This is a genomic window from Kribbella sp. NPDC055071 (assembly GCF_053608045.1).
This window is the reverse complement of the sequence record NZ_JBSGUS010000003.1, coordinates 123,820-137,774: the sequence shown is the minus strand read 5'-3', so window position 1 is coordinate 137,774 and position 13,955 is coordinate 123,820. Positions and strand designations below refer to the sequence as shown.

At 67.6% G+C, this 13,955-nt stretch carries 13 protein-coding genes; 7 read left to right on the top strand and 6 right to left on the bottom strand.

The annotated features are described in order from the left end of the window. Positions 1–21: 21 nt before the first annotated feature. The 3 genes from ACWF4Z_RS07305 to ACWF4Z_RS07295 form a co-directional block, all read right to left on the bottom strand. Positions 22–180, bottom strand: a complete 159-nt coding sequence (locus ACWF4Z_RS07305; protein ID WP_452242088.1) for a hypothetical protein — start codon at positions 178–180, stop codon at positions 22–24. Between the two features lie 297 nt (positions 181–477). Continuing rightward, positions 478–1,434: a methylmalonyl Co-A mutase-associated GTPase MeaB gene (gene meaB / locus ACWF4Z_RS07300; RefSeq protein ID WP_452242087.1), complete on the bottom strand. Its 957-nt coding sequence runs from the start codon at positions 1,432–1,434 to the stop codon at positions 478–480. Next, positions 1,435–2,634: an acetyl-CoA C-acetyltransferase gene (locus ACWF4Z_RS07295; protein WP_452242086.1), complete on the bottom strand. Its 1,200-nt coding sequence runs from the start codon at positions 2,632–2,634 to the stop codon at positions 1,435–1,437. A gap of 92 nt (positions 2,635–2,726) precedes the next feature. On the opposite strand from ACWF4Z_RS07295, the gene mce reads away from it, so the two are divergent. The 7 genes from mce (at position 2,727) to ACWF4Z_RS07260 (ending at position 12,017) form a co-directional block, all read left to right on the top strand. Beyond that, entirely contained in the window at positions 2,727–3,146 is a 420-nt protein-coding gene (mce, locus tag ACWF4Z_RS07290; RefSeq protein WP_452242085.1) for a methylmalonyl-CoA epimerase, read from the top strand. Between the two features lie 91 nt (positions 3,147–3,237). After that, complete coding sequence (locus ACWF4Z_RS07285; RefSeq protein WP_452242084.1) at positions 3,238–4,140, top strand: anti-sigma factor RsbA family regulatory protein; 903 nt, start codon at positions 3,238–3,240, stop codon at positions 4,138–4,140. Positions 4,141–4,286: 146 nt separating this feature from the next. Continuing rightward, the gene (gene ccrA / locus ACWF4Z_RS07280; protein WP_452242083.1) at positions 4,287–5,618 is read left to right on the top strand and encodes a crotonyl-CoA carboxylase/reductase; all 1,332 of its coding nucleotides are present in this window, start codon (positions 4,287–4,289) and stop codon (positions 5,616–5,618) included. Positions 5,619–5,710: 92 nt separating this feature from the next. After that, a complete protein-coding gene (locus ACWF4Z_RS07275) occupies positions 5,711–7,270 on the top strand; it encodes a transposase (RefSeq protein ID WP_452242082.1) in 1,560 nt (519 codons plus the stop codon). Beyond that, entirely contained in the window at positions 7,267–8,649 is a 1,383-nt protein-coding gene (locus ACWF4Z_RS07270; protein WP_452242081.1) for an AI-2E family transporter, read from the top strand. Before ACWF4Z_RS07275 ends, ACWF4Z_RS07270 begins: the two co-directional genes overlap by 4 nt. A 387-nt stretch (positions 8,650–9,036) precedes the next feature. Further along, on the top strand, positions 9,037–11,073 hold the full coding sequence (locus ACWF4Z_RS07265) for a DUF222 domain-containing protein (protein WP_452242080.1): 2,037 nt from the start codon (positions 9,037–9,039) through the stop codon (positions 11,071–11,073). A 380-nt stretch (positions 11,074–11,453) separates the two neighbouring features. Next, entirely contained in the window at positions 11,454–12,017 is a 564-nt protein-coding gene (locus ACWF4Z_RS07260; protein ID WP_452242079.1) for a hypothetical protein, read from the top strand. Here the strand turns inward: ACWF4Z_RS07260 and ACWF4Z_RS07255 are convergent, their stop codons facing one another. The 3 genes from ACWF4Z_RS07255 to ACWF4Z_RS07245 all read right to left on the bottom strand — a co-directional run bounded on the left by ACWF4Z_RS07255 (position 12,018) and on the right by ACWF4Z_RS07245 (position 13,909). Further along, positions 12,018–12,734, bottom strand: a complete 717-nt coding sequence (locus tag ACWF4Z_RS07255; RefSeq protein WP_452242078.1) for a PIG-L deacetylase family protein — start codon at positions 12,732–12,734, stop codon at positions 12,018–12,020. Positions 12,735–12,890: 156 nt separating this feature from the next. Beyond that, positions 12,891–13,655 carry an alpha/beta fold hydrolase gene (locus ACWF4Z_RS07250; protein WP_452242077.1) on the bottom strand — a complete coding sequence of 255 codons (765 nt, stop codon included), beginning with the start codon at positions 13,653–13,655 and terminating at the stop codon, positions 12,891–12,893. A gap of 11 nt (positions 13,656–13,666) precedes the next feature. Beyond that, entirely contained in the window at positions 13,667–13,909 is a 243-nt protein-coding gene (locus ACWF4Z_RS07245) for a hypothetical protein (RefSeq protein ID WP_452242326.1), read from the bottom strand. Positions 13,910–13,955 lie beyond the last annotated feature (46 nt).

The window sequence follows — 13,955 nt, the reverse complement described above, 5'->3', positions numbered from 1 at the left end:
GGGACACTTGAACGCAGCGGTTCAGGCGAACAGCGCGGTCAGGAACGTGATGACGCTCCCGAACGCGTCGCCGACGGCGGAGAACGCGCCTCCGACCGCGTCAGCGGCGCCCTTCGGCTGAGTGAACAGATAGAAACCGGCAAAGGCGATGAGCGACCAGATCAACAGCTTCTTCGGCATGTCGCCACTCCTCGTTCGCAACCACTCGGTCGACTGTGTTTGAGTTTGTATCACGGACCGTCACCAATTGTCACTGACTGAACACAGCCCACCGCACAATGCTCACCAGCTACAAGGTCCATTGTGTAACGGATCCGGGGGCATGGCACCCACCGGCGCGCCGCCGGGATGCGTGGATCGCCCCTTCGGGCGCACTTCCCGGAGTGTTTGCCCGAATTCGGAACAACATGTGGGGAATGACGCGGGAAGAAACGATGTGACAGTGCGTGGTCGAGTGTTCCACTACCGAGACCAGAATCACAGGGCTGCGATCACTTCGTCCGCTGCCGAATAGGGATCCGTCCCCCCATCGGCGACCTTGGCCGCGAGTACGTCCAGCCGCGCGTCACCGTGCAGATGCGCGAACCGGGACCGCAGCGCCGTCATCGCGATCGCCTCGATCTCGTCCCGCGCCCGGGACTGCCGCCGCTGAGTCAGTACGCCGTTCGCCCGCATCCACCTCAGTCGTTCGTCGATCGCGACGACCACCTCGGCGACCCCCTCGTTGCGCGAGGCGACCGTCTTGAGGATCGGCGGCGACCAGGCGCCCGCGGGACGCTCGGCCAGCGCGAGCATGTTGCGCAGGTCGCGGGTGACGGCCTGCACCCCGTCGCGATCGGCCTTGTTCACCACGTAGATGTCGCCGACCTCGAGGATCCCGGCCTTGGCCGCCTGAATGCCGTCCCCCATCCCGGGCGCGAGCAGCACCATCGTGGTGTCGGCCATCCCGGCGATCTCCACCTCCGACTGCCCCACCCCGACCGTCTCGACCAGAACCACGTCGAACCCGGCCGCATCCAGGACCCGCAACGCCTGCGGCGTCGACCACGCCAACCCACCGAGATGCCCACGCGACGCCATCGACCGGATGAACACCCCGGTGTCGGTCGCGTGATCCTGCATCCGCACCCGGTCCCCCAGCAACGCTCCACCGGAGAACGGGGACGACGGGTCCACCGCGAGTACGCCGACCCGCTTGCCGGTCTCCCGGTACGCCGAGACCAGCGCCGACGTCGACGTGGATTTGCCGACCCCCGGCGATCCCGTGATCCCGACGATGTGCGCGTGCCCGACGTACGGCGACAGGGCCGCCATCACCTCACGCAGCAGCGGCGACTCGTCCTCGACCAGCGAGATCAGCCGAGCGACGGCCCGGGAATCACCCTCCCGGGCCCGCTCGACCAGCTCGCCGACGGGGGCGGTGCGGCGTGGCATCTAGTTCGCTACGCGGACGATCAGAGCGTCGCCCTGACCGCCACCTCCACACAGCGCTGCAGCACCAACGCCACCGCCCCGCCGCTTCAACTCGAGCGCGAGGTGCAGCACGAGCCGCGCCCCGGACATCCCGATCGGGTGCCCGAGGGCGATCGCTCCGCCGTTCACGTTGACCTTGTCGGCATCGACCTTCAGCTCCCGCGTCGACGCGATCCCCACGGCCGCGAAGGCTTCGTTGATCTCGATCAGGTCGAGATCGCTCGGCTCGATGCCCTCCTTGCCGCACGCCTTGAGGATCGCGTTGGCCGGCTGGCTCTGCAGCGACGAGTCCGGCCCGGCGACCGAGCCGTGCGCGCCGATCTCGGCGAGCCAGGTCAGCCCGAGCTCCTCGGCCTTCGCCTTGCTCATCACGACGACCGCACACCCGCCGTCGGAGATCTGCGAGGCCGAACCCGCCGTGATCGTGCCGTCCTTGCCGAACGCCGGCCGCAACCTCGCCAGCGTCTCCACCGAGGTGTCGCTGCGGACGCCTTCGTCGCTGTCGACCACGACCGGGTCGCCCTTGCGCTGCGGCACCTCGACCGGGATCACCTCGTCGGCAAACACGCCGTTCTTCCAAGCAGCGGCCGCGTTCTGGTGCGAGCGCGCGCTGAACTCGTCCTGCTCCTCGCGGGTCAGCTTCAGACCCTCGGTGTTGGCCTGGTCGGTGAGCGCGCCCATGGCCTGATCCGTGAACGCGTCCCACAGGCCGTCGTACGCCATCGAGTCCACCAGCGTGGTGTCGCCGTACTTGAAGCCTTCGCGGGACTTCGGCAGCAGGTGCGGCGCGTTCGTCATCGACTCCATCCCGCCGGCCACGACGACGTCGTACTCACCGGCACGGATCAGCTGGTCGGCGAGCGCGATCGCGTTCAGCCCGGACAGACAGACCTTGTTGATGGTGATGGCCGGAACGTTCATCGGTATGCCGCCCTTGACCGCGGCCTGGCGGGCGGCGATCTGGCCGGCGCCGGCCTGCAGCACCTGGCCCATGATCACGTACTCGACCTGGTCCGGCGAGACACCGGCCTTCTCCAGGGCACCCTTGATCGCGAACCCACCGAGCTCGGCGCCGGTGAAGCCCTTGAGACCGCCCAGCAGCCGCCCGATCGGGGTGCGTGCGCCGGCGACGATAACCGATTGGTTCCGCGTGTCAGACATGTAGTCACGATACCTGCGACGGCACTGGTACGCGGCTGTCGATCAAGTCACACGCGCCCTGGATCGAGGGTTCCGGCCCCTAGGCTGAGGGGATGCATGGTGACCTTTTCGAGGCGATCGACCACGTCGGCATCGCGGTGCCCGACTTCGACGAGGCGGTCCAGTACTACGCGGACGTCTTCGGCATGAAGGTCGCGCACGAAGAGGTCAACGAGGACCAGGGCGTCCGCGAGGCGATGCTGTCGGTGGGCGGATCGGGTTCGTCGATCCAGCTGCTCGCACCGCTGTCGGACGCGTCGCCGATCGCCCGGTTCCTGACCAAGCGCGGGCCGGGCATCCAGCAGCTCGCCTACCGCGTCCGCGACCTCGACGCCGTCTCCGCGACCCTGCGCGAGCGCGGCGCCGAGCTCCTGTACGACGAACCTCGCCGGGGTACGGCGGGGTCCCGCGTGAACTTCATCCACCCCAAGTCGGCGGGCGGCGTGCTGGTCGAGCTCGTCGAACCTGCCTAATCCACCGGCCCAGTGTTACGGCTCGCCGACAGGGTGTGACGGCACGCGCGGAGCCCCTTTTGTGTGGCCTTGGGCGGACTACGCTGTTCGGGTGCTGAAGGACAGCGCCACCGACTTCCTGCACGGTGCGCCGGCCGGGTTCCAGCACGACGCCTTCGTCTATGCATCGGACGAGGAGTTCGTGCGACTCGCCGTGCCGTTCGTGCGCGCGGGGCTGGCGGCGGGGGAAACGGTCGTGGCCGTCGTGCCACCCGAGCGGATCGCGCTGCTGCGCGCGGCCCTCGGACCGGAGCACACACAGGTGCGGTTTATCGATATGACCGTTGCCGGGGGCAACCCTGCCCGCCTGATCCCGCTCTGGCGGGACGCCCTCGAACAGAGCGCCGGCGTTCCACTGCGCGGACTCGGCGAGGCCACCTATGCCGGCCGGAGCGCCGCGGCGTACGACGAGGTGCTGCTGCACGAGGCCCTCACGGACATCGCGTTCGCCGACGATCGCTCGTTCCAGCTGCTCTGCTGCTACGAGGCGTCGATCGGATTCGACCCGACGAGCACCCACTCCGGCGCGGAAGCCCTGGCGGAGAAGGTGTTCCGTACGCCGTTGAGCGACGTACCGGATCGTGGTGAGCGCTGGGAGTTCGGGCTGGCCGATCTCGTGAACGTACGGAACTGGGTGAACGCGCAGGCATCGTCGTACGGAGTGATGCGGGACCGCCTGGACGATCTGGCACTGGCGCTGCACGAGATCTGCACGAACACGATCCGGTTCGGCGGCGGGCGCGGGACGCTGTCGGTGTGGGTTGCCGACGGCGCGCTGATCTGCGACGTGGCCGACCGCGGCCGGATCGACGACCTGCTGGTCGGGCGCGTGCTACCGCCGCTCGACGGACTCGGCGGGCGGGGTGTCTGGCTGGCGAACCAGCTCTGCGATCTGGTCCAACTGCGATCCGGCGAGGACTTCACCCAGGTCCGGCTGCACACGCGCCTGCGGTAAGACCCCGGCGATAGGACCACTGACAACGGTGGACTGATCGAGTGACGGTCGTCTCACCCGCCGTTCGCTGTGTTACACGGCACAGCCAGGCGTGCATACTCAGCGGTAAGTTCCGCTCACCCACACCGCCTGTGCAGGAGGTACACGTGAAGCAGATCCTCGACGCGATCCTTGCCGGTGACAGCGCGGCCGTCGCCGGGCTCGACGTACCAGATCACTACCGGGGCATCACCGTGCACGCCGACGAGGCGGGCATGTTCGAGGGCATGGACAGCAAGGAGAAGGATCCGCGCAAGAGCCTGCACCTCGACGACGTACCGACGCCCGAGCTCGGGCCGGGTGAGGCGCTGGTCGCGGTGATGGCGAGCGCGATCAACTACAACACCGTCTGGACGTCGATCTTCGAGCCGGTGTCGACGTTCTCCTTCTTGAAGCGGTACGGGAAGCTCTCGCCGTTGACCGCGCGTCACGATCTGCCGTACCACGTGGTCGGCTCCGACCTCGCGGGCGTCGTACTGCGCACCGGTCCCGGTGTGAACGCGTGGAAGCCGGGCGACGAGGTGGTCGCGCACTGCCTGTCGGTCGAGCTGGAATCGCCGGACGGGCACAACGACACGATGCTCGACTCCGAGCAGCGGATCTGGGGTTTCGAGACGAACTTCGGCGGACTCGCCGAGATCGCGCTGGTGAAGTCCAACCAGCTGATGCCGAAGCCGGCCCACCTGACCTGGGAAGAGGCCGCGTCGCCGGGGCTGGTGAACAGCACGGCATACCGGCAGTTGGTGTCCGCGAACGGCGCGAACATGAAGCAGGGCGACGTCGTACTCATCTGGGGCGCATCCGGCGGACTCGGGTCGTATGCCACCCAGTTCGCGCTGAACGGCGGGGCGATCCCGGTCTGCATCGTGTCGTCGCCCGAGAAGGCGGAGATCTGCCGCGCCATGGGCGCCTCGTTGATCATCGACCGGTCGGCGGAGGGGTACAAGTTCTGGTCGGACCCGGTGACCCAGGACCAGAAGGAATGGAAGCGGTTCGGGGCGCGGATCCGGGAGCTGACCGGTGGCGACGACCCCGACATCGTCTTCGAGCATCCGGGTCGGGAGACGTTCGGGGCCTCGGTGTACGTCGCGCGGCGCGGCGGCACGATCGTGACGTGTGCGTCGACGTCCGGATTCATGCACGAGTACGACAACCGGTACCTGTGGATGAACCTCAAGCGAATCATCGGCTCCCACTTCGCCAACTACCGCGAGGCCTGGGAGGCCAACCGGCTGATCGCTCGCGGGATGGTGCACCCGACGGTCAGCAAGGTCTACGCACTCGAGGAAACGGCGCAAGCGGCGTACGACGTCCACCGCAACCTGCATCAGGGCAAGGTAGGCGTCCTCACGCTCGCCCCGACCGAGGGACTCGGCGTACGGGACCCTGCACTGCGGGCTCAGCACGCGGACGCCATTAATCGCTTCCGCAACAGGTAGTTGCCTCGTCTCCCCCGATTGGGCGGTTACGGGGTCCTTCTGACAGGCTTAAGGTGGGGGATTCAGTGAGCCGCCAGAAGGGAATCTCGGGAATGCCTGACGAGTCGAGCCTGCCGTTCTTCGACCGTACGGCGACAGCGGCCGGGGGCTTCCCGGTCAGTCGCCGTGGGTACGACAAGCAGGCGGTGGACGACTACGTCCGCGCGCTGGAGATGCAACTCGTCGAGGCCCGTGGCCGCGCCGACAACCTGCAGGCGAGTGTCGCCCCGATGCAGCAGCAGCTGGACGAGACCCGGCGCCAGCTCGACGCCAGCGCCAACCCGTCGTACGCCGGCCTCGGCGACCGGGCCGCACAGATTCTCCGGCTCGCCCAGGACCAGGCGTCCGAGGCGCTCGAGGAGGCGCGTCGCGAGGCCGAGGAGCTGCGGGCGAACGCGGCCAAGGAAGCAGCCTCCAGCCGCGCAACCGGCGAGCGTGAGGCCGAGGACATTCGCACAGTCGCGCTGAACGAGGCGGACAGCATGCGCCGGACCGCCGAGGGTGATGCCGCCGAGCTTCGTCGTACCGCCGAGACCGAATCCGCCGAGGTGCTGCAGGCCGCCCGCCGGAAGGCGGAGACGCTGCAGCTGACGGCCGAGTCGCAGGCGAGCACGCTCAAGAACGGCGCGCTGCACGAGGCGGAGAAGATCCGGACCGCGATCCAGCGCGAGTCCGCGGCACTGCGAGCGCGGCTGGCCGACGAGCGGGAGCAGCAGGCCAAGGAGCTCGCCGACAAGCACCAGCAGATCGCTGCCGACACCGAGAACCTCACCACCCAGATGAAGGAGGCCGCCGAGGCCTCCGAGCGCCGGGTCGCCGAGGCGACCGAGCAGGCGCGCAAGATCCGTGCCGAGGCCGAAGAGTCTGCCGAGCGGACGATCTCCCGCGCCCGCCGCGAGGCCGAGCAGCTTCTGACCACGGCCCGGACCCGCGCCGAGGCCGAGCTGGCGAACGCGGCCGACGAGGCCGAGCGCTCGCGAACGATCGTCGCCCGCGAAACCGAACGCCTCGCCAAGCGCCGCGACGGCATCCTGACCCAGATCGCCGGCCTGAACGAGATCGCCAGCAACATCGCCCGCCAAGCCGCCGAGCTGGACTCCGAAACCGCCGCCCCGCCGTACACAAGCCCCTTCACCCGCCCGACCGAACCTCCCGCGCCTCAGGCAGCCAACCCGTTCGTGGAGCCGGAGGGTGCGACCAGCCCGTTCGCCGGTGGGAGTACGCCGGCTCCGAGCGAGACGTCGTACGACGAGGACGAGGTCGGCCCCTTCACTGGATCGAGCCCGTTCGTCGGGATCGGTGCGGGTGACGCCCGGGTCGACGAGACGCGGATCGACTCCGGACTGCGCGTCGACGCGAAGGACGTCGACGACCTCGCCAGCAAGACCGCCGGCGGCCCCGCCGATCCTGACGACGGCGACGACGGCGACGACGGCGACGACGACGACGGCGACGACCCGGCCGACTCGACCAGGATCGACGAACTCCGGCTGGATGACCTCAAGAACGAGGAGACTCGGGTGCAGGCGGGACCGGAGGGTTCGGCCGCCGACGACGAGAAGACCGACGAGGCGAAGTCCGGCTCGCGATCCCCGAAGGACAAAACGACGTGACGCCACCCGGCGACGAAAACTCCACAGCGAACACCGGCGAGCTCGCCGAGGCCACCCTCGAAGCCAGGACCGCCGCCGCCGTAGCCCAAGCCGCGGCGGAAGAAGCCGACGACTCCGCGCACGACGCCAAACAGTCCGCGCGCAAGGCGGACGAATCCGCCGACGAAGCCGAGGACTCGGCGGAGGACGCGGACAGCGCCGCCGACAACGCGAAGGACTCTGCGCAGTCCGCGGAGACGTCCGCCGTGAAGGCAGCCGACGCGGGCGAGCAGGCTGGAGAAGACCTCGCCAACGAACTCCTGATCGACGAGCGCCACCCGGACGTCGGTATGGGCGTGCCGGGTGCGCCGTTGCGACGTTCGAGCCCGTTCATGTTCGGTTTCTTCGCGGCTCTCGGCGTACTCGTCGCCTGGGGTCTGTGGAACGCCGCCGGCCAGGCCCGCTCGGTCCTGATTCTGTTGCTGGTGGCAATGTTCATCGCCGTCGGCCTGAACCCGCTGGTCGAGTGGTTCATGCGCCGCGGCCTCGGGCGTGGTGTCTCTGTCGCCGTCGTGTTCCTGTTGATGATCCTCGCGGTCGCCGGCGTCGGCGTCGCGATCGTCCCGGTCGTCACCGACCAGATCAACGGCCTGATCAAGAACGCACCGCAGTGGCTCGACCTCCTCGAGAAGTCGAAGACGCTGAACGAGCTCAACAACCGCTACCACTTCATCCAGAAGGCCCAGGACTACATCCAGGACCCGGCGCTGGCGCAACGCGCGTTCGGCGGCATCCTCGGCGTCGGCAAGGTCGTCGCGAACGCTCTGTTCAACACCTTCACCATCCTCATCCTCACGCTGTACTTCCTCGCCTCCCTGCCCACGGTGAAGCGAGCCGCGTACAGTCTCGTGCCGCGTTCCCGTCGTACCCGCGTCTCGATCCTCGGCGACGAGGTACTCACCCGGGTCGGTGGCTACGTCAGCGGCCAGTTTCTGGTGGCGCTGTGCGCGGGCGTCCTGATGTTCATCTTCCTGGAGATCATCGGCCTGCGTGAGTACGCCGTCGCGCTCGCGATCGTGGTCATGTTCTGCGACTTCATCCCGATGGTCGGCGGCCTGATCGGCGTCGTGGTCGTCGCCCTGATCGGGTTCACCGACGGCCTGGGCACCGGCATCGCGTGTCTGATCTACGGCATCGTGTACCAGCAGATCGAGAACTACATCGTTGCCCCCCGCATCATGCGCCGGGCGGTAGACATCCCCGGCGCCGTCACCGTGATCGCGGCCCTCCTCGGCGGCGCCCTCCTCGGCGTCGTCGGCGCCCTCCTGGCCATCCCGTCGGCCGCCGCCATCCTCCTCATCATCAGAGAGGTCTGGGTCCGCAAAGCCGACGCCTCCTAGGCCCGCGCCACACCTCCACACACCACTCGCTTCACACAGCACCTCTTCTTCGGACAGCAGCTCTGCTATACACACCAGCTGTCTTCACGTAGCAGCTTTCTTCACGTAGCAGCTGTCTTCACTTAGTAGCTGTTCACAGCTCTCTTCACACAGCAACTCCCTGCACACAGCAGCGTCGCGCGGATCTCGCGCGGCGCTGCTCGTTTGTACGCCCCCGCGCCGCACAACCGCCCTTCAGCTTCTCGAGCCGAGCGTGACCTTCTCGCCGACAACAGACTCCTACACCATTCGAGGCCGCTCCCCGATGTGAAGTTTCCCCTTGTGGATAAAGGATTATGAGCCATCCAAGATTTTGCACGCACCGGCTGGCGGCGTAGAATAGAACACATGTTCGACGGAGATCTCACCTCGCTATCGACGACCGACCTGCTGGAGTCGGCCGCCGATCACCGCGCCGAGATCAACCGCCTCGAAGCCCGCCTCCTCGAACACGCCCAACTATTTGCCGACCGCCACCACCCCGACACCTGCCCACCTCGCCCCGGCCGTCACCTCGGTCGCGATACTGCCGGCGGCCGGGAACGCGGAATCGTTCTAGGTGGCGACGGCTGCCCCGAGATCGCCGAGTTCGCTCCGGCCGAGTTCGGTGCCGTGCTCGGGATGTCGACCTACGCGGCCGCGGCCTACATCGGCGAGGCCCTCGCACTCCGGCACAGATTCCCCCGGATCGGCGCCAAGGTCCAGGTCGGCACCGCCACCGCCTGGCGCGCCCGCAAGATCGCCGAAGCCTGCCACGACCTCGACCAGGACTCCGCCGCCACCGTCGACAAGCGCCTCGCCCGCAGCGTCGACACCGTCACCCCACAACGCCTCGAAAACATCGTCAAGGCCGCCCAAGCCCACGCCGACCCCGCAGCAGCCCGCGCCAAGGCTCAGCAGAAGGCCCGCGAACGCGGCGTCTACGTCGGGCGCTCCGACGACCACGGGACCAAGTCCATCCACATCCGCACCGCCTCCGGCAACGCGATCCGCTACAAGGCCGCCCTCACCAGCATCGCCGAAGCCCTGAAGATCTTCGGCGACACCCGCTCCACCCAAACCCGCCTAGCCGAAGCCGTCGGAATCAGCGCCGACCCCCGCTACACCCAAGAACTCCTGGCCCAAGCCCAAGAACACCTCCGCACCAACCCCCACCCCACCACCACCACACCCCCCGTCACCCACCCCGCCCCAACCACCGCCCCCACCGAAGCCAACCCCGCCACCCCAAAGGCCAACGCAGCCCCGCAAGCCCGCACCCACCCCCGCCCGCACTGCGGCAAACACGCCGACCCGCCCGGCAGCGCACCCACTGACCCGCGCAGTGGCACCCACTCCGGCACACACACCGACCCGCACGGTGCCACGCACGAGGGCGCGCACGGTGACGCCGACCTGATGACGCCGCGGGGCCTCCACCCGAACGAAGCCAGGCAGCGGCAGGACCACTCAAACTCCAAAGACCTTCCGAAGAACCCGACTAACCACGACCAGCGACCGAAGAACTGGACGGACCATGACGAGCAACTGGCGAACTGGTCAAGTGAAGACGAGCCAGGCCCGTACGCCGAGGCCGATCGCGAAGCCCCTCATCCCAGTGAGGGCGACTACCCCGATCCACTCGACAACCCCAGCTCCACGCCAGTCGAACCATTCGACCCTGGCCTATGCATCGAGCCCGACGACGGCGAACCCATGGACCCCACCGCCCAACGAGCCCTAGCCCTACGCCTCGCCCAAATCAAACAAGACGCACACACCCCCACCCGCACCAGCCGCTCCAACCGCACGAGCGGTACAGGCGGCACGAGCAGTGCGGGCAGCACGAGTTCCCACGGCACGGGCAGTACGAGCAGCGCGGGCGCTCACCTACGCCCCGGCCAGACCGAGATCTACGTCCACCTGACCGACCACACCCTGGCCACCGGCACCGGCGTACTCCGCGCCGAAGCCATCGGCCCCCTCATCGCCGACCAACTCACCGAACTCATCGGCCACGGCCCGTACACCGTGAAGCCCATCATCGACCTCAACGACGCCGTCAGCGTCGACGCCTACGAGATCCCCGACAAGATCCGCGAACGAGTCAAGCTCATCCACCCGATGGAAGTGTTCCCCTACGGCACCCGAGCATCCCACCAAGCCATCGACCTCGACCACATCCAGCCCTACGACCCGGTAGGCCCACCAGGCCAAACCAGCACCCAAAACCTCGCACCCCTCGGCCGCCGCAGCCACCGAGTGAAGACCCACGCCCGCGGCTGGTCAGTCCAGCGAATCGACCCCAGGACTCTCCAATGGACCACACCCCACGGCTTCACCTTCCAAGTCGACCCCACCGGCACCCACCGAGTCGCCCCGTCCAACCCCGACACTCCAACCTGACCAGACCAAACAGGAACAACCCCGGAACCGCAGCCAGCCACCAACCCACCACGCCCAAGGCAGCAACCAGCCAAGCTCCCAAGCCCGTCTCATGCCATGACTCCGATGACGACGGGATCATGCTGTGCATGCGACATCCGTGCCATGACCGGGAGCTCGGGTGTGACCGGGAGCTCGGGTGTGACCGCAGAGATGTGCCAATGAGTACGGGGTTTGTGTTGTGATTTCGGATATCGTGCCGTGCGCCGCCGAGCTCGTGTCGGGATCACGAAGCTTGGGCCGTGACTGCGGAGTGGGCAGCGACTGCCATAGGCGCACTCGGCGATGTCGCAAAATGCGGAGTCTGTGGCTACTGAATGATCCCCGGAAGGACGACCACGATGGATCACCGCCAAGCGACCGGCCCCGTCTCGGACGACGACCAGACTCCTCGGGTTCGGGTGTTGATGATCAGTGGGCCGGTGGGCGTAGGGAAGACGTCTGTGGCTCACGAGATGTTTGATCAGTTGAGTGAGCGGGACATTCCCCACGCAGTCATCGACATCGATGCTCTCGGCATCAGTTGGCCGTTCGGAGACGGTGATCCGTACAACAACCAGATGGCCATGCGGAACCTCGCCGCCGTCTGGTCCAACTTCGCGGCAGCTGGCGCGACCCACGCCGTACTCCCCCGCGTCATCGAGTCCGAGGCCGACCTAGCGCCGTACCGCGAAGCAATCCCCGGCGCCGACATCCGGGTCTGCCGCCTGATCGCCACCCAGGACACCCTCCGCGAACGCATCACCACTCGCGAAACCGGCTCCTCCCAAGAAGCCCTGCTCCACCGCGCGATCCAACTAGCCCAGTCCCTCGAAACCTCGCCCACCGACTTCACAATCCCCACCGACGGTCGCACCCTCCCAGCCATAGCCCAGGAAGCCCTCACCAAAGCCGGCTGGCTCTAGCTATGGGCCGGCGAGTTTCGTGACCTCCACGCCCACGCCAGAGTGAAAGGCGCACGCCCGGGGGTAGCCGGCCAGACAGCCGCGCGTGGTCATGAGCGCCGTGTAGTAGTCGATGTACCGAAACCCATAGGTTTCCCCGCGCGCGAAGGCCTGGTGACGGATAGCGGAGATCCAACGGTAGAAGGCTTCGTCCGGGATAGGGACGTACTGCGTAGGCCGGAAACCTTCCATGTCTTCCCAGTTCTCGGCGTGCAGGAAGGTACGGACCGAGTGCCGCGGGAGCTCAGCAAGCCTGCCCAGACCGTCGGCGGAGTCAACGGGGAGGCCGGCCAGGAAGCGGGCGCGTTCTGACAGCGAAGCCGCGTGTTCGTGATCCCGGTGGATGCTGTGTTTCCAGTGAGTGATCAGAGTGTCCGGCTGTTTCGAACGGATCAGACGCGCCACTTCCACAGCAACCTCGTCGGTGTCGGGGAGGAACCCGTCGCTGTGCTCGAGGACCACGAAGTCCGCGCCGATCGCTTCCGCGAACGCCGAACCCTCGGCGACCTTCTGCTTCTTGTACTCGGCCGGCGACAGCCGCGGATGACCGCGCTCCCCTGGGGTCAGCGCGACGATGGTGGCATCGGCTCCCTCCAGGATCAGCTTGGCAAGGGTCGGACCGGCGGTCAGGTCCATGTCGCCGATGTGCGCCCCGATCGCGAGCACTGTTCTGGTCACAACGGTCTCCTCACTTGAGGCCACTGAGTACAACAGCGACACCATGAGCTGCGGCCAGAACCACCCCAGCGGTCATGCGTGGAGAACTTACCGACGCCGTTCGGCGAAGGTCAATGGATTACGGACAAACGTTTTCCAGAGCCGCGGCAAGCAGAGTCAGGGCAGGAACGGTGTGAGCGCGGCGAGGAAGTCGTCGAGGCGTTCGGCGTGGACCCAGTGGCCGGCTTCGGGCACCTCGGCGTACTGGACGTGCGGGAAGTACGACGCGATGGTCGCGCGGTGATCCTGCTGTACGTAGTCGGATTTGCCGCCGTAGATGAAGAGCGTCGGGCCGTCGTACGTGAGCCCTTCGACCGCCGGCCATCCGGAGATTGCCGGCAGGGCCGCCTCGATCACCGGAAGGTTCGGCCGCCAGCGGGCGCCGTCCGCGTCGAGGATCAGGTTCTGCAGGAGAAAGGCGCGGGTCCCTGGCGTGGGGACCGCCGAGACGAGTTGGGCGTCGACGTCGGCGCGGCGGGTGACGGACGACAGGTCGGCGTTCCGCATCGCCTTCGCGTACTCGACGAAGGCGGGCGGGTAGGCGACCGGTGCGGCATCGACGACGACCAGCCGCTCGACGACGGCCGGGTACTGAAGCGCGGTGAGCATCGCCGTCTTGCCACCCATCGAGTGACCGACGAGCGCGACCGGTCCGAGACCGAGCGACTCGATCGTCTCGCGGACGTCGTCGGCCATCTCCGGATAGCTCATCGTGTCGGTGTGCGGCGACGTCCCGTGGTTGCGCAGGTCGAACGCGAACACGCGATGCTGGTCGGCGAGCCGACGGGCTGCAGTCATCCAGTTCCGCCCGGACCCGAAGAGCCCGTGCATCACCACCACCGGCGAGCCAACGGACCCGTACGACGTCACCGGGAGCTTCATCAACGCACCTTTCACGACCGACGTTGCCAGCAAGCAGTGTGCCAGTGGCGCCGCTCGTCGAGGGACTGGGCACCGCCGATCGCGGCGAGCAGGCTGGGGCTCTCCGGCCAGACGACGACGTGCGGTGTCACCGGCGGGATCTGCTGGTCGCATCCGGGGCAGCGATACGACTTCGCCGACGCGGAGCCCGACACGCGGCGGACGTTCCACGAACCGTCGGACCGCTCTTCCCGGGACTGGGTACCACCGAGCAGCGGGCCGGGGCGGAAACGCCCCCGGGCCGAGGGAGTGGAACTAAGC

Excerpts from the sequence above, each read along its gene's own strand:
- ACWF4Z_RS07305 (WP_452242088.1), bottom strand. The coding sequence starts at position 180 with ATGCCGAAGAAGCTGTTGATCTGGTCGCTCATCGCCTTTGCCGGTTTC.
- meaB (WP_452242087.1), bottom strand. The coding sequence starts at position 1,434 with ATGCCACGCCGCACCGCCCCCGTCGGCGAGCTGGTCGAGCGGGCCCGG.
- ACWF4Z_RS07295 (WP_452242086.1), bottom strand. The coding sequence starts at position 2,634 with ATGTCTGACACGCGGAACCAATCGGTTATCGTCGCCGGCGCACGCACC.
- mce (WP_452242085.1), top strand. The coding sequence starts at position 2,727 with ATGCATGGTGACCTTTTCGAGGCGATCGACCACGTCGGCATCGCGGTG.
- ACWF4Z_RS07275 (WP_452242082.1), top strand. The coding sequence starts at position 5,711 with ATGCCTGACGAGTCGAGCCTGCCGTTCTTCGACCGTACGGCGACAGCG.
- ACWF4Z_RS07265 (WP_452242080.1), top strand. The coding sequence starts at position 9,037 with ATGTTCGACGGAGATCTCACCTCGCTATCGACGACCGACCTGCTGGAG.
- ACWF4Z_RS07260 (WP_452242079.1), top strand. The coding sequence starts at position 11,454 with ATGGATCACCGCCAAGCGACCGGCCCCGTCTCGGACGACGACCAGACT.
- ACWF4Z_RS07250 (WP_452242077.1), bottom strand. The coding sequence starts at position 13,655 with ATGAAGCTCCCGGTGACGTCGTACGGGTCCGTTGGCTCGCCGGTGGTG.